At 36.8% G+C, this 15,776-nt stretch carries 19 protein-coding genes; 17 read left to right on the forward strand and 2 right to left on the reverse strand.

Going from position 1 to position 15,776, the window contains the following annotated elements:
- Nucleotides 1-12 precede the first annotated feature (12 nt).
- The 5 genes from JL53_RS02585 (at nucleotide 13) to JL53_RS02605 (ending at nucleotide 3,347) form a co-directional block, all read left to right on the forward strand.
- A complete protein-coding gene (locus tag JL53_RS02585) occupies nucleotides 13-297 on the forward strand; it encodes a DUF3130 domain-containing protein (RefSeq protein WP_038406671.1) in 285 nt (94 codons plus the stop codon).
- Nucleotides 298-666, forward strand: coding sequence for a hypothetical protein (locus tag JL53_RS02590; RefSeq protein WP_038406672.1), 369 nt, complete (start codon nucleotides 298-300; stop codon nucleotides 664-666).
- Entirely contained in the window at nucleotides 663-2,162 is a 1,500-nt protein-coding gene (locus tag JL53_RS02595; RefSeq protein WP_038406673.1) for a T7SS effector LXG polymorphic toxin, read from the forward strand. Before JL53_RS02590 ends, JL53_RS02595 begins: the two co-directional genes overlap by 4 nt.
- 3 nt (nucleotides 2,163-2,165) lie before the next feature.
- Nucleotides 2,166-2,546, forward strand: a complete 381-nt coding sequence (locus JL53_RS02600; protein WP_003718571.1) for a hypothetical protein — start codon at nucleotides 2,166-2,168, stop codon at nucleotides 2,544-2,546.
- Nucleotides 2,547-2,978: 432 nt separating this feature from the next.
- Nucleotides 2,979-3,347 carry an NAD(P)-binding domain-containing protein gene (locus JL53_RS02605; RefSeq protein ID WP_003718573.1) on the forward strand — a complete coding sequence of 123 codons (369 nt, stop codon included), beginning with the start codon at nucleotides 2,979-2,981 and terminating at the stop codon, nucleotides 3,345-3,347.
- 19 nt (nucleotides 3,348-3,366) lie between these two features.
- Here JL53_RS02605 and JL53_RS02610 read toward each other — a convergent pair whose 3' ends face one another.
- The gene (locus JL53_RS02610) at nucleotides 3,367-4,362 is read right to left on the reverse strand and encodes an HD domain-containing protein (RefSeq protein ID WP_003718574.1); all 996 of its coding nucleotides are present in this window, start codon (nucleotides 4,360-4,362) and stop codon (nucleotides 3,367-3,369) included.
- 251 nt (nucleotides 4,363-4,613) lie between these two features.
- On the opposite strand from JL53_RS02610, the gene JL53_RS02615 reads away from it, so the two are divergent.
- From JL53_RS02615 to JL53_RS02655, 9 genes are all read left to right on the forward strand, one after another.
- Complete coding sequence (locus JL53_RS02615) at nucleotides 4,614-5,006, forward strand: PH domain-containing protein (RefSeq protein ID WP_003718575.1); 393 nt, start codon at nucleotides 4,614-4,616, stop codon at nucleotides 5,004-5,006.
- 269 nt (nucleotides 5,007-5,275) lie between these two features.
- Complete coding sequence (rlmN, locus tag JL53_RS02620) at nucleotides 5,276-6,379, forward strand: dual-specificity RNA methyltransferase RlmN (RefSeq protein ID WP_038406674.1); 1,104 nt, start codon at nucleotides 5,276-5,278, stop codon at nucleotides 6,377-6,379.
- A gap of 110 nt (nucleotides 6,380-6,489) precedes the next feature.
- Complete coding sequence (locus JL53_RS02625) at nucleotides 6,490-6,984, forward strand: GyrI-like domain-containing protein (RefSeq protein WP_038406675.1); 495 nt, start codon at nucleotides 6,490-6,492, stop codon at nucleotides 6,982-6,984.
- A gap of 155 nt (nucleotides 6,985-7,139) precedes the next feature.
- Nucleotides 7,140-7,505, forward strand: a complete 366-nt coding sequence (gene isdG, locus JL53_RS02630; RefSeq protein ID WP_003745571.1) for a heme oxygenase IsdG — start codon at nucleotides 7,140-7,142, stop codon at nucleotides 7,503-7,505.
- 144 nt (nucleotides 7,506-7,649) lie between these two features.
- Nucleotides 7,650-8,225 (forward strand): nitroreductase family protein, encoded by a 576-nt coding sequence (locus JL53_RS02635; RefSeq protein ID WP_038406676.1) that lies wholly within the window; start codon nucleotides 7,650-7,652, stop codon nucleotides 8,223-8,225.
- Between the two features lie 64 nt (nucleotides 8,226-8,289).
- The gene (gene rpmF / locus JL53_RS02640; protein WP_003745576.1) at nucleotides 8,290-8,460 is read left to right on the forward strand and encodes a 50S ribosomal protein L32; all 171 of its coding nucleotides are present in this window, start codon (nucleotides 8,290-8,292) and stop codon (nucleotides 8,458-8,460) included.
- A gap of 327 nt (nucleotides 8,461-8,787) precedes the next feature.
- A complete protein-coding gene (locus JL53_RS02645) occupies nucleotides 8,788-9,669 on the forward strand; it encodes an SDR family oxidoreductase (RefSeq protein ID WP_038406677.1) in 882 nt (293 codons plus the stop codon).
- A gap of 21 nt (nucleotides 9,670-9,690) precedes the next feature.
- Nucleotides 9,691-9,864, forward strand: coding sequence for a DUF2188 domain-containing protein (locus tag JL53_RS15275; RefSeq protein ID WP_077916401.1), 174 nt, complete (start codon nucleotides 9,691-9,693; stop codon nucleotides 9,862-9,864).
- Nucleotides 9,865-10,104: 240 nt separating this feature from the next.
- Nucleotides 10,105-10,833, forward strand: coding sequence for an NUDIX domain-containing protein (locus tag JL53_RS02655; RefSeq protein ID WP_038406678.1), 729 nt, complete (start codon nucleotides 10,105-10,107; stop codon nucleotides 10,831-10,833).
- A gap of 43 nt (nucleotides 10,834-10,876) precedes the next feature.
- Here the strand turns inward: JL53_RS02655 and JL53_RS02660 are convergent, their stop codons facing one another.
- Nucleotides 10,877-11,770 carry a LysR family transcriptional regulator gene (locus JL53_RS02660; protein ID WP_038406679.1) on the reverse strand — a complete coding sequence of 298 codons (894 nt, stop codon included), beginning with the start codon at nucleotides 11,768-11,770 and terminating at the stop codon, nucleotides 10,877-10,879.
- Nucleotides 11,771-11,966: 196 nt separating this feature from the next.
- Between JL53_RS02660 and JL53_RS02665 the strand changes: the two genes are divergently transcribed.
- From JL53_RS02665 to aroD, 3 genes are all read left to right on the forward strand, one after another.
- Complete coding sequence (locus tag JL53_RS02665; RefSeq protein WP_038406680.1) at nucleotides 11,967-13,961, forward strand: NAD(P)/FAD-dependent oxidoreductase; 1,995 nt, start codon at nucleotides 11,967-11,969, stop codon at nucleotides 13,959-13,961.
- 99 nt (nucleotides 13,962-14,060) lie between these two features.
- Entirely contained in the window at nucleotides 14,061-14,936 is an 876-nt protein-coding gene (locus JL53_RS02670; protein WP_077916260.1) for a shikimate dehydrogenase, read from the forward strand.
- A gap of 65 nt (nucleotides 14,937-15,001) precedes the next feature.
- Nucleotides 15,002-15,760, forward strand: a complete 759-nt coding sequence (gene aroD / locus JL53_RS02675; RefSeq protein WP_038406681.1) for a type I 3-dehydroquinate dehydratase — start codon at nucleotides 15,002-15,004, stop codon at nucleotides 15,758-15,760.
- Nucleotides 15,761-15,776 lie beyond the last annotated feature (16 nt).

A 15,776-nucleotide genomic window follows, 5' to 3' on the forward strand; every position in this document is an offset into this window, starting at 1 on the left:
GGAAGCGCTAAAATGAGTGAAATCAAAGTAAAAAAAGCAACTTTCCAAAAACACGCTAACCAACTGGAAATCGCCAGTAACGGGAACTATTTACCACTAAAAAACGGGAACATGGCTTATTCACGAGCCAATTCCATTAATCAACTTAGGTCCGCGCTGATTGACTTAGTGGATGTCGTGGAAGATTTTCAACAAGTCGCGAAAAAAGATGCCGCCCGATTAGAAAAAATGGGAAAAGCTTATAACAAACAAGATAAAAATGTCGCGAAGAAAATCAGTCAGTTGGAGGCACGTTAAATGGATGCGTCCCACAGCCAGATAGACCAACAACTACAACAAGTCAAAAAAGCCCAAGTGAAAGTAGAAAACTACATAGAACAAACGAGAAGAAAACAAAACGAACAAGACTGGTTAGAAGAAGATGCGACCAGATTCGAACAAGAAAAGTTAGCCTTACTGGAATCCTTGCGTACTGGATGGCAAGGGGAAGAAGCGAGTGGTTTCCATCGTTACTTAGAAGAAAAGCAACACGAAGAATCCCAAGTGTGGAAAAAAGACCTTCAGGCAAAAAGAACCAATTTAGACGCGGAATTACAAGAAAATAAAGCCCAACTCCACAATCTAGAAACAAAACAAGCCACCTTGCAAAAGGAGTGGAGAACATGAGCCGAATAGATATCGCCGAACTAAATGATTTTCTCCACGGTTTGCGAAGTAGCAATGCAGCAGCCAAAGAAATGGTCAAAAAAATTAAGGAAGCAACTACGGACTATGCCCAAGACAACAGCCTAAAAGGAGAAGCAGTCACCACATCGAAACGCTATTTTTCCAGCACCTACTCAAGCATCACCAAAAGTATCATTGAAGCACTAGACGAAACCGAAGAACGGCTATCCCAATACATCCGCGAGTTTGGTGCCCAAGTAGATAGTTCACCTTCAGCTCGGATCGATGCAGAAGTCTTACAAGAAGCAATGGCGAAAGTCAGCCAACTCCAGCGAAAAGAAGAAGACTTACACCGCCAATTAACCGCGCCCAACACCAAACCAGACATGCAACAAGTCTATGTCGTGAAATCAAGAAGTGTCCATACGCAATTACTCCAGGCAATAGAAAATGAGAACATCCTAGAAAGATACTTGGATTTCGAACGAAGCCATGGCCAATTTTTCAGCGCCTTGGTTGAACTCATTTACGCGACCGGACGAGCCGTGCAAGAATTGCTACATAATGTGACCTTTAACGATAAAACAGGCACTTACTCAATACCAACTAACACAACGAATAGTATACAATCAATGAAAAAAGCACTAGATAAAGCTCGAACCGCAAACAACAAAGATCCTTACCCAGATTGCTTGGAAGATTACACCTTGTTAGCGTATACTTATGTCAATGATAAGGGCAAAACCGTGACAATGTGGTTGCTTGAAAAAGACGGAAAACGAGCTAGCAACAAGGAATTACAAAACTTCCTCGAAGAACATGGCGAGGAACTAAACCCAATCCTATACACGGAACTTTCCGGCGAAGAACTCGAACGCAAAGTAAACGATGTCTGGAAAGATGGCGTCAACTACTTAAGCGGTCAAAAATTATCCGGAGCTAGTGCAGGAATATTAAAAACTTCCGCCTATGTCGCGAGCATGAAAGACGCAATGGATGATACCGGCTTAACGGATATGACATTAAGTTTAGGATTTGGGGTTGCGGCAGCGAGGAATCCTCCTATTATTAATAAAGACTCTACAGCATCTTCAAAAGCAAAGTGGACTCCTCCTGAAGCTAAGCAAACAGTAAGTGGAGAAAAATGGAATAATTACTTTAAAGAAAAATATGGCGTTGGAAATGTTCAATGGAAACCTAATTCACTTGATGATATAATCTCTGGCCCCGAAAGATTATATGGAAGTACTAAAAATGAAATTAAATCAATATTAGGTGAGGGCTGGGCAGAGTCGACATATGGGTCAGTAGGTAATGGTTGGAAATTTACTAATGAAGGAGATGGAATGGTATTTTTCCATCCCGGAGACGGAATACATGGGGGTTCCTATTATGGATTTTCCACAGGTGATACTGGTAAAGTGAAAATAGTTGGGGAAGATTATATAGATTTCTCAAATGATAAAGCAACAATTATAAAATTTGGTGGTGAATAAAATTTGAAAAAAATAACTTTAGGTAGAAAGTTTGATTGGTTCATAGATACTTTAGAGAAAAGCGGTATGTTTATTTTAGAATTATCTAATGAAGAAATAGAAACTTTCATTTTCGAAGATTTAATAGTTGGTGTTACCTCTTTTTTTAGTAAAAATAATTTAATTGAACTGAAAGAGAATGGGCTAATTGATGAAGATATTGAAAAAAATGCTTATCTTCTTAGAAACAAAGTGCTAAATATTGATAATACAAGCTTGTGGAATATTAATAGCGTGAAACAAAGTTCAGAGTGGCTAGATATATTTAGATTGTCTGATGATTTGAAAAATAAGCTTCACGAAAGATGGTCTGATGAAGAAATAGAATACTTGAAAACAATTTAATAAAGTACATTATCACAAGATTGATAATCAAGCTAGAAAGTAATAAATATACTAATTAATCAAGTTACGAATAGCTACTAACAAAAGTTAACAGAGGGAATAAAACGATATTAGTGAAGACTAGTATCATGATTTGCAAAATATCGCTACTGTATCTTTTCGTTCAGTTGTTCCAATGAGGTCAAAACATCTTGGAATTAGAAATGAAACAGGCCACCTTGATTTCGAACAAAGCCATGACTAGTTTTTCCATGCGTTAGATAAATTCATTCGGTCGATCAGACGTGTGGTACAAGAGTTGTTACATCAGGTTACTTTTAACGAGCAAACCAGCACATTTACTTTACCAAAAAGCACGAGTTCTTTCCTGCAATCAATGAAAAAGGTGAAGTTGAAAGTATCTGGGTATCGCAGCAAATTGGGCGCGACGTAGTGAAAGCCTTTAACAATCTATTAGCCTATACATTAGCCAATAAAGGAACACATCAAGATGATAAAAATCGTATTGCAATAGCTGTTTCAGGGAATAATATTGTAGAAAAAGAAAAAGTAATGCATATTGTAGATGAAGTAGGTTTTGATGTTGTAGATAATGGGGATTTAAACAACTCATGGAGAGCACAACCTGGGACACCTGCTTATTGTACTGAACTGACAAAAGAAGAATTAAAAGAAGCGCTAGAAAAAGCTAACAAAGAAAAAGCTCCGTCACTTAGAGAGAAAGTCATTGCTAGCTTTTCACCCGATTTTAACCATGAAGATATTGTTAATTTGAATAGAAAAATCTATAATGAAAAATAGCTAAATTCTCAAAAAGAAATCAGTCAGTAAGATTGGTTTCTTTTTTTGGTTGAATGACTTTTAAATAGATACCAGCCTGACTTTTTTGAGTTGCCACCCGATTCATTTTCCGCACTTTTTCAGAAATATCCGCCACAGGAATAAGTAGACCGTTCACTAAAACAGATGGATTAATCAATCGTGTTTTTTTCTTTTGATGAAAAGTATAATCTGAATGGTTTTCCTCTAAACGAACGTCACTCCAAAGGACTTGAATTTGTTCTTTTACATCTGGATTTTGCATTAATTTAGCCAATAGTTCTGCATCTGTTAGCTGGAAATCAGCAGTTGTGATTGTTTCTTGCTGTAAAGCCAATCGAAGTGCAATCGCTAAAATCTCATTGGCAAATATATTCAGTGGATCATAAAAATAATCAATTACTTCCGAATAATATTGTTCTACAAACCATTCTGCAGTAGGTACATCCGTCAAATAAATCTGTCCATTTATAACTACTAATTTATCCAAAAAATATGTTGCTTCTGCCAAACTGATTTTTTCATGCCGATACAAGTCAACTAATGTATAATCAATCCGGTCCGCACAAAGTTCAGGTGCTTCCTGCTCGAGAATCTTCCACTTGGAAATATCTGCTAAAATTTTTTCATAAGAATAACCATATTTTTCTAAGATAGTTGGAATGGTGGATTTTTTAACAAAGTCTTTAAAAATTTGTTCATGATAATCCTCTTTTTCCAATTTAAGAGCCTCATCAACTGTATGAGAAAAGGCAGTATGAGAAACGTCATGAAGTAAACCAGCAATTTGTTCCTCCAGAGATCCACCAAATCGTCGGATAAACAGCATCACACCAATAGAATGCTCCAATCTTGTTACGTTCCAAAGCGGATTCACTAAATAACTAGCGCCGCCTTGATGTATTTCTCCAAGTCTTGTTACTGAAGGACTTGCAATTAATTCTTCTAGTACTTTTTCAATTTCAAAAGTTCCATAAATCGGGTTGGTAATTTTCATCGTTGCACCTCCTTTTTAAGTATAACGTAAAAAATGATACTTCTCATTATGTATTCCATTAAAATATATAGCCATTATTTGTTAAAAAAGTGATAGATTAGGCAAAAGCTATATGCTATAATGAGTATTGTCTGAATAAAGCGTTTTCTTATTCAGTTCTCACTAATCATAGTTCTTTTTTTCGTATTTAATAGAATTTGAAAACAGTGAGATTTTTGGCAGCAAAAATATATCAAAAAAGGATGAGTTTAATGTTTGATAAGTTAATGGGAAAAGCTTCAGTAGTTACCGAGTCTTCTTATGGAATTGAAAGATTTTTAGATGAAGATGAGCAAATTATTCGTGTTTTTAAATTTGTAAGAGATGAATTAATTATTACATCCAAAGGAATTTTTAATGTAGATGCACAAGGTCTAACAGGGAAGAAAGTGGAATATAAATTTTTCCCAGTAAAAGCATTGAAACACATTTCTATTGAAACAGCTGGAACTTTGGATCGAGATTTTGACTTGAAAATTGGTGTTGACGGGAATACAGTAGTGACACAAAATACTTCATACTCTGCACCATTAACATTAAAAGTACATAAAAATGATACAGAACTAGGTATGGAACTCTTTAAAACAATTAAAGGAATGTTGTAAAATTAAAAGTAATTTTAAAACTACATATTTCGGACAAAACTATCACTGAAAATGGTGTAAAATGTTTGAAATGCAAAAAATAATCGTCTTTTTTAAACTATAAAACGTTTAAAGACGGTTATTTTTTAATTTTAAATAAAAATTTTTTCAAATGTATTAAGGTTGGACAAAAATCTTAACAACCTATTTCCGAAATAGCATTGCTTGTGAACGACAAAACAGCTATAATCTTTATAGACGAAAAACAAGACCTGAAAAGAGGCTGAACAATGGAAAAGAGCTCCATTTATGGATTAACATGGACAAAATTAACGGAATGGTTAGAAGCACACGGCCAAAAGAAGTTCCGCGCGACACAAGTATGGGACTGGCTTTATAGAAAACGCGTCAAAACTTTTGAAGAAATGAGTAACGTTCCAAAAGAAACAATTGAGCTATTAATGGCAAATTTTGTCATGAACACTTTAGAAGCGCAAGTGGTACAAGAATCCACTGATGGTACGACAAAATATTTATTTAAGTTAAGTGACGGTAATTTAATTGAAACCGTAATGATGAAGCAAGAGTATGGTTTATCTGTTTGCGTAACGACTCAAGTTGGTTGTAACATTGGCTGTACTTTTTGCGCAAGTGGACTACTGAAGAAAAGTCGTGATTTAACTGCTGGAGAAATTGTCGAGCAGATTATGAACGTGCAACATTATTTAGATGATCGTCAGTTGGAAGAGCGTGTGAGCCATGTGGTTGTTATGGGGATTGGTGAACCATTTGATAACTATGATAACGTGATGGATTTCTTACGAGTGATTAATCATGATAAAGGACTCGCAATTGGTGCAAGGCATATTACAGTTTCAACTAGTGGTCTTGCTCCAAGAATTATTGATTTTGCGAATGAAGATTTTCAAGTTAACTTGGCAATTTCACTTCATGCGCCGAATAACGAACTACGGACGAGCATTATGCGCATTAACAAAACTTATTCGATTGAAAAACTTATGGAAGCTATTCACTACTATGTCGAAAAAACAAACCGCCGCATCACTTTCGAGTATATTATGCTAAAAGGTGTGAATGATCATAAAAAAGAAGCGCTTGAATTAGCTGCACTTCTTGGAGAGCATCGTCATTTGGCGTATGTCAACTTAATTCCTTATAACCCAGTGGATGAACATATTGATTATGAACGGAGCACCAAAGAAGATGTACTTGCTTTTTATGACACCTTAAAGAAAAACGGTATTAATTGCGTGATTCGTCGTGAGCATGGAACTGATATTGATGCAGCCTGCGGACAACTTCGCAGCAAACAAATTAAACGCGTTGGTATACGTGAACGAATGAAACAAAAACAAGCAGCCACGGAAGAATAATAGTTGAACTATCCAGTTTCCGTTTGGAGATTGGGTAGTTTTTGTTTATACTAAAACTAACGAATACGCTTACTAATTTATTCAAACTGAATCAGGAAGGAGCAATAATCATGGAAGTAGAAATCGTTGAAAGAAATACTTTTTCAGCAATAGGAAAAAAACGTACTTTTTCCGTTAAAAATGAAGGTCAAAAAGAGAAAATTAGCCAATTTTGGCAAGAAGCAAATGAAAATGGAGATATTAATCGAATTTCTGAACTAGCAGAATTTGCTACGATTGACGCGATATTAGGTGTCTGTTCGATGAATCCAGAACAATTTGCCAAAGAAGAAATGGATTATTATATTGCTATCGAGTCTGAACAAACTCCACCAACCGATATGGAAAAAATAATAATTCCCGCAAGTAAATGGGCCATTTTTAGATCAGTCGGACCGATGCCATCAGCTATTCAAGAAGTTTGGCAGTATGTTTTTGGTGAATGGTTGCCATCAAGTAACTACCAACATGGACCAGGACCAGAGCTAGAAGTTTATTCAGAAGGCGATACCTCAGGGCCAGATTATTATGCAGAAGTCTGGATTCCGGTTATTGAAAAATTATAAACAATGAAACAAAGGATAAACTTCCACATTTATTCTTTGTTTTTTTGTGGGAGCCCCCACTAATTCCTAAAATTGACATTGAGAATCATTATCAATATAATAGAATCAACAAGCCAAATGTACATACAACGCAATTATCTAAGGGGGAAGAAAGAATGATTATTGTAACTAATACGATTAAAGTAGAAAAAGGTGCAGCAGAGCATGTTATCCGTCAATTTACTGGTGAAAATGGCGACGGACACCCAACAAAGGATATCGCTGAAGTAGAAGGTTTTCTAGGTTTTGAACTTTGGCATAGCAAACCAGAAGACAAAGATTATGAAGAAGTAGTGGTGACAAGTAAGTGGGAAAGCGAAGAAGCGCAACGCAATTGGGTGAAAAGTGATTCCTTCAAAAAAGCACACGGAAGAACAAAAGATTCTAGAGCACAAAGAGAAGATCGTAAAGGCATTGTCGGAAACGAAATTGCTCGCTTTGAAGTCGTACATGTGCAAAATCCTGTAGTTATTGAAAAATAAAAATAACACCGTCAAAACAAGCCGTTAAAATGGCTTGTTTTTTAATTTGCTTTTTAAAATGAAGCTCATTTACTAGCGAGCCATCAAGTTGGCGTGCTATAATTTTCTAAATGATAACCTTTATCATTTAAAGGGGGAGTAGTAATGATAAAAAATATAATAATGGAACGTCGCAGTATTAAAAAAGCAAACGACGAACCAATTTCAAGAGAAACAATCAATACACTGTTGGAACAAGCGGCATATGCGCCTTTTCATAGTAAAGTAGAGCCGTGGAGCGTTTATGTTTTGCATACTCTTGAGGAAAAAGAGCATTACATTGAAAAAATAATTGCATTCAATGAGCGGGAACAAGGGGTGACTTTTTCAGAAGCAGAAATAGCAGATTTAAAAGCTGGCTATGCGAAGAAAATTATCACGCCTCCTTATTTATTAATCGTGACGACAAATATCATCGGCCACGGTAAGAAAGATTTTGAATCGATTGGAGCAACAAGTGCTTTTATTCAAAACATGCAACTACTTGGTTGGGAAGCAGGAATTGGCATGATTTGGCGCACAAATAGATTTATTTTTGATACAAAATTTGCAGAGGACCTAGGTATTCCTAGTGAGCAAAAGATCGTCGGGACACTACATTTAACGACATTATCGGAAATTCCAGAACCAAAGCCCCGAAGGCCTCTAAATGATTGGGTAAAGGACTTGGCAGATTTGTAATATTGAAGTTTCGTGAGTTTAGCGTTACAATGGTACAAGTGTAACAATTAAGGAGGCGAGCAAAATGGCAGTTCCAGCTAGACGTACGTCCAAAGCGAAGAAAAACAAGCGTCGTACGCATAAAGGCCTAACAGCACCAGGTTTGAGTCGCGATAGTGAAACAGGAGAATACCGGATGTCACACCGTATTTCCCCAGATGGCACTTATAATGGTCGTACAATTATCGAAAAATAATAAATAGGTGTATCGAGAGAGGACGAATTTTCGTCTTCTTTTTTTATTGTATTAAATTTGCTTAACGTATATTTCATGCTCGATACAATATGTTTTCGATTACGTATTTTGGGTTTTACTGCATAGAGTCACGGGAATTTATTAAATAATTATTTGCATTATTTCATCAAAAAGAGGTGAAAATAAATGAGAAATAAAAAAGTGAAAAGAAAATTAGGGATGAATATTTGGTGGATAATTATCGTGGCTGTTTTGATTATTTTCGTAGCCTATTTAGTGATGGGATATGCCGCCCGAATATAGATTTTAAACATAGGAGGAGATAAAATGAAAAACGAAAACCCTTTAAACAAATATTATTCAGGAAAATTTGAAAAACAATTACAACCTTACCCAGGCTTGCAAAGCAAAATGAACCCAGTGCCAGATACGGGGGAAGACACGTATCAAGGAGCAAACAAATTAGTTGGTAAAAAAGCTTTTGTCACAGGTGGAGATTCTGGTATTGGCCGGGCTGCTGTCATTGCTTACGCTAGAGAAGGCGCAGATGTTGCAATTAATTACCACCCTGATGAAGAATTAGATGCGCAAGAAGTGAAAGAAATAGTAGAAAAATCCGGTCGTAAGTGTATTTTATTACCTGGAGATTTACGAGATGAGAATTTTGCAAAAGAAGTTGTTAAAAAAGCTGTAAAGGAACTCGGTGGTTTAGATATTCTAGTGCTAAATGCGGGCATGCAACAATATGAACTCGATATTCAGAAATTATCTTCTACTCAATTGCGTGATACTTTTGAGGTGAATGTCTTTTCTGTTGTTTTTGCCATTCAAGAAGCATTGAATTACTTAAAAACAGGAGCAAGTATTATTGTAACCAGTTCTATTCAAGGTGTTAAACCAAGCGCACATCTGGTTGATTATGCAATGACAAAAAGTTGTTTAATTTCAATCACTAAAAGCTTAGCAGATCAATTAGGGGATAAAGGTATTCGAATCAATGCGGTTGCACCAGGACCAATTTGGACAGCACTACAAATTTCTGGGGGACAGCCACAAGATAGCTTGCCAGAATTTGGACAAGATCAGCCTCTAAAACGTGCAGGACAACCAGCAGAGCTTGCAAGTGTATATGTATTACTTGCTTCGGATGAGGCAAGTTATATTACTGGTCAGCTATATGGTATTACAGGTGGCGCACCAATTAATTAAGCGAAAAGGAGAGAAAGAATCATGCCATGGACAAAAAATGATTACCCCGATTCATGGAAAAATTTAAAAAAAGCAGAACGCGAAAAAGCCATCGAAATTGGCAATGCTTTACTAAAAGATGGATATCCTGAAGGCCGGGCTATCCCAATCGCCACTTCGAAAGCAGAAGAATGGTATAAGAATCATCAGAAATGAATATATCTATTAATAAAGAGCCTTTAGAATGAAAAAAGCAAGAATCTTGTCTATTCCATTTTTTGAAATGGTTCCACACAATGATTCTTGCTTTTCTATTTTTTTGGCTGAATTTTAGTTTCGTCCAAGCTTCTCTTCAATGATTTTCATTAGCTGGACATGTTTTTTGCATTTTATGTGTCTAGGAATTATGGTACTATATTATTAGAGAATTAACAGCTAAAGGAGGCAAATATTGAGATGACAGAAGAATTCATAAAAAAAGAAGACGCGTTAAAAAATTACAGTGCAAAAGAATTTCGGACACCAGACGGCTATACGAGTGACATGATTTTAACAACGGTCAAAGAATTAAATGGAGCTCCAACTTTACATATTTTATTAATAAAACGTGCGACTACAAATGCGGAAGGAAGACCAAATATCGAAGGTGGAAAATGGGCTGTTCCAGGAGGGTTTGTTGAAGAAAATGAGTCAGCCGAACAAGCGGCGAAACGAGAACTACAAGAAGAAACTGGTTTGACTGATATTCCACTCACTGCTTTTGGTGTATTTGATAAGCCAGGAAGGGATCCGCGAGGCTGGATTATCTCACGGTGTTTTTACGCGATTGTTCCATCAGCAGCTTTGGAAAAACGTGCGGCCGGGGACGATGCGGCGGATATTGGTCTTTTTCCGATGATCGAAGCACTAGAACTACCACTTGCTTTTGATCATTTAGAAATATTGAAAAAAGCGTTTAGCGCAATTACAGAAGAATTTTTATTGTCCACTGCGATTCGCGATTTCTTGCCAGAAACTTTTTCTGCTGAGTTGCTTTATCAAACGTTAAATGGTTGTACGAAACCAGGAATTTTACCTGATGAAGTCGAATTTATGGAAAACATGGAGTATCTGCCATATTTGGAAAAAGTGGGGGATCTATACAGATTTATTGCAGATGCAGAAGCAGGAAGTATTTATTTTTAACTATAAAAGAGCAAAATCAGGCATACGGATTTTGCTCTTTTTTCTATAAGAAATGCTTTTCGCTGTAGTGTAATGCAAAATCTTTGAAAGTCTTGGAAGCGGGAGATATATAGTGGTTTTTCAAACTTGCTAGGTAAATAAAACGGTCATGTTTTGGCTCGTTAATCGATAAAACTTTCACATTATAGTGCGCTAGTGAAGATATTTTTGGCATAATAGAAATACCGTAATCGACGCTTACAAGACCAACCATTGCCGTATCTTCTTCTACATAACAGCCAATTTTTGGTTGAATACCTATTTCGGTAAAAAGGGAATCTATTAGCGGTCTAAGCCCACTCGTATCCGAAAAGAATATGTAGGAATAATCAGCAGTATCTTTCAAATCAATTGAGTCATACTGCGCCAGTGGATGATTTTCAGCGACAACAATCACAAGTTCTTGCTTGGTTAATGGTAAAAATTCAATATCGGGCTCATTTTCGACGTAGGAGCAAATGGCTAGGTCGAATTTTTCATTTTTTAAGTCAGGAATAATCGATTTAGTCGCTCCTTGATAAAAGGAAAATGTAATATCTTTATGTGCTTCAGATTTCGTGAAATTTTGAACTAATTCTGGAACAGTATGCGCCCCCATAGTGTAAATAAAGCCTAAATCAATATTCCCGTGAGAAGGGCTTGTTAATTCGTGCAGCAGTTTTTCCCCTTTTTCGAGTTCTGCAAGTGATTTTTCTACATAAGTTAAATAAAAGCGGCCATATTTAGTTAAACGAATATTACGACCTTGTTTTTCAAATAAATAAACACCAAGTTCGCGCTCTAACTCAGCGATGGAATGGCTTAGGCTAGGCTGCGTAATAGATAGTTCGGCAGCGGCGATAGTATAGTGTTCCTTTTCAGCTAGTTTTTTAAAGTAATATAATTGACGCAAATTCATCTGTTAACCTCCTCGAAATCCCTTCATAACTCTATTGTATTCGATTTCATAGAAAAAATCTATGGATAAATAGAAAAATATACATTAGATTAATAATTATCCGTGATTTATAATTAAAGAGAAATAAGATTGTGCATTATTGAACGTGATAAATGTAACAATGATTTGCTGAAATTATAGTCGCAGGAGGCTTATTATGACAGATTATCCGAGTATTTTTGAACCACTAACAGTAAAACGCATGACGATTAAAAACCGCGTGATTATGCCACCAATGGGTACTAACTTAGCTGGATTAAATGGCGAATTTTTAGAAGAACATATGGCTTATTATGAGCAAAGAGCAAAAGGCGGAACAGGACTTATTACCATTGAAAATGCTTGTGTCGATTTTCCTTATGGCACAAACGGGACAACGCAACTTCGAATTGATAACGACCAATATATCCCAGGTTTCTACAAACTAACGGAACGTCTTCACAAACATGGAACTTGTGTATCCATTCAAATCAATCATGCTGGAGCCTCGGCATATCCAGCTCGTTTAAACGGATTACAACCAGTTTCGGCATCTGATATCCCGTCGAAAACTGGTGGTACGATTCCTCGTCCGCTAACGGTGGAAGAAATTTATGAAATCGTGGATAAATACGGCGCTGCAGCTAGACGAGCACAACAGGCTGGTTTTGATGCAGTTGAAATCCACGGCGGTCACTCTTACTTGCTATGCCAATTTTTATCACCTCTTTATAATAAACGAACAGATGAATTTGGCGGAACAGCAGAAAACCGCGCTCGGATTGTAAAACTAATATTAGAAAAGGTTCGCGCTGAAGTTGGTCCATTTTTCCCTATCGTGCTTCGTTTTAGTGCTGATGAGTTTGTGGATGGCGGAAATCATTTAGAAGATATTTTAGAATTACTAGATTATTGTCAAGAAGAAGCAGATATTTTAAATGTTTCAGCGGCAATTAATGACAATTTATATTTACAAATCGACCAAATGAATTTAGAAGATGGCTGGAGAAGTTACTTAGCTAAAGCAGTCAAAGATAAATTCAATAAACCGACGATTACTTCTGGAAACATTCGCAGTCCAAAAGCTGCGGAAAAAATCTTGTCAGAAGGTTATGCAGATTTACTTGCGATGGGGCGTGGCTTAATCGCTGAGCCTAATTGGGTGAATAAAGTGGCAGCTGGTCAAGAAGAAATGCTCCGAAAATGTATTTCTTGTAATATCGGTTGCGCGGATCACCGCATTGCAAAATCAAAACCAATTCGTTGTACCGTAAATCCGGATATTATCCATGAAGATAAATACAAAGAAACAAAAGTGACTCGTCCGACCAATGTCGTTGTTATCGGCGGTGGAACAGCAGGGCTTGAAGCAGCTTGTACGGCGGCCGAAGTTGGTTGCAATACAACACTAATTGAAGCAAATGAACAAACTGGAGGCTTAGCTCGCGAAATTGCCAATCTTCCTGACAAAAAGAGAATTGCCGATTTCCCTAATTATTTAGCGAATCGAGCAGCAACACTAACCAATTTAAAAGTTATTACGGGCACTAAAGCTGATACTGCGCTTATTGATACATTTAATCCTGATGTGGTGGTTAACGCCACAGGATCCAAACCATTACTTCCACCAATTAAAGGTTTGTTAGACGTGATTGACAAAGAAGGCAGTAACGTTCATTCTATTTTTGGATTAATTTCGAATATAGAAGCGTTTACTGATTTTAGTAACAAGAAGGTCGCAGTTATCGGCGGTGGTGCAGTTGGTCTTGATGTAGTTGAGTACTTCTCAGAACGCGGCTCGGATGTTACAATTGTAGAAATGATGCCATTACTTGGGAAAGATTTAGATATGATAACGAGACTTTCGATGATGGATATTATTGAAAAAAATCAGGTTGATGTACAAACGGAAACAGCACTCACAGAAGTCGCAGCAGATCATTTTAAAGTGAAGCATGATGGCGTAGATGCAGAGATTCCATTTGATTATGGTTTTGTCTGTCTAGGAATGCGTCCAGAACGACCATTAATGGAAGAACTTGCGGCATATGGACATGAAAAACAAATCGAAATCGTAAATATTGGCGATAGCGCAGCGACAAGAAAAATTTTGGAAGGCGTTCGCGAAGGTCGCAATATTTTAACCACTTTAGAAAAAATCGGCTCTTTGTAATCCGAAATGGCAAGGCGAAATTCGTCTTGCCACATTCGCTCTTTATATAAGCTCATATTTTCACAAATAAATTTTATTTTGGAAAGGAACGATTTTATCATGACAAACAAAATCACAGAACGAATTACAGGACACACAGAATTAATCGGGTTAATCGCTACACCAATTAGACACAGCTTATCTCCAACAATGCACAATGAAGCTTTTGCAAAACTAGGACTAGATTATGTATATCTTGCTTTTGAAGTTGGCGACAAAGAATTAAAAGATGTAGTACAAGGTTTCCGCGCTATGAACTTACGTGGTTGGAATGTATCCATGCCAAACAAAACAAATATCCATAAATACTTAGACAAATTATCCCCAGCAGCTGAACTTGTTGGTGCGGTAAACACAGTTGTTAATGATGATGGCGTTTTAACTGGTCATATCACAGACGGAACTGGCTATATGCGTGCGTTAAAAGAAGCTGGACATGACATTATTGGCAAGAAAATGACGATTTGTGGCGCTGGCGGTGCGGCAACAGCAATTTGTATCCAAGCAGCACTAGACGGTGTGAAAGAAATCTCTATTTTCAACAGAAAAGACGATTTTTATGCAAATGCTGAAAAAACAGTAGAAAAAATCAATTCAAAAACAGATTGTAAAGCCCAATTATTTGATATTGAAGATGAAGAACAATTACGCAAAGAAATTTCCGAAAGTGTTATTTTCACAAATGCGACTGGCGTTGGAATGAAACCTTTTGAAGGAGAGACGCTATTACCAAGCGCGGATATGTTGCGCCCAGAACTAATCGTGTCAGATGTTGTTTACAAACCAACGAAAACAAGATTACTTGAAATTGCAGAAGAGCAAGGCTGTCAAACGTTAAACGGTCTTGGAATGATGCTTTGGCAAGGTGCGAAAGCTTTTGAGATCTGGACACACAGAGAAATGCCAGTGGATTACATTAAAGAAATCCTATTTTAAAAACTTGCACTCTGAGAAAGTTATCGTTAATCTTAAGACATAATATCGAATGAGGAGAATTTCAGATGAATAAAGTAGTCGTAAAAAATGTAACTTTTGGTGAAGGTGCGCCGAAAATTTGCGTACCAATGGTCGGTAAAACAATTCTTGCTTTAAAAGAAGAAGCGGAAATGTTAAAAACGATTGATTTAGATGTAGTAGAATGGCGTGTTGATTTCTTTGAAGGTGTGGAAGATTTAGCTAAAGTGGAAGAGGCTTTAACAGAAATTCGTGTTATTTTACCAGAAACACCAATTTTATTCACTTTCCGTAGTGCGAAAGAAGGCGGAGAATTAGCGGTTAGTGATGCATTTTACTTTGAACTAAACAAAACAATCGCTGCTACTAAAAAAGTAGACTTAGTAGATGTGGAACTTTTTAATGAAGAAGCAGATGTTGCCAGTCTTATTGAAACAGCACATAAAAACAATGTAAAAGTAGTCATGTCTAATCATGATTTTGATAAAACGCCTGCGAAAGAAGAAATTATTTCGCGTTTAACTCGAATGGAAGCACTCGGAGCAGACCTTCCAAAAATCGCAGTTATGCCAAAATCAGCAGCAGACGTGCTAACATTACTTTCTGCTACTAATGAAGTATTCGAAAAAGTCAACCAACCAATTATTACTATGTCAATGGCGGGAACTGGTGTGATTAGCCGCCTTGCTGGAGAAGTATTTGGTTCTGCGATGACCTTTGGAGCTGCGAAAAAAGCATCTGCTCCTGGTCAAATTGATGTCAATGAACTGCGCCATGTGCTAGATTTATTGCATAAACAATTTTAATCATGTGAAAAACAGA

This window comes from Listeria ivanovii subsp. londoniensis, assembly GCF_000763495.1.
Taxonomy (GTDB): Bacteria; Bacillota; Bacilli; order Lactobacillales; family Listeriaceae; genus Listeria; species Listeria londoniensis.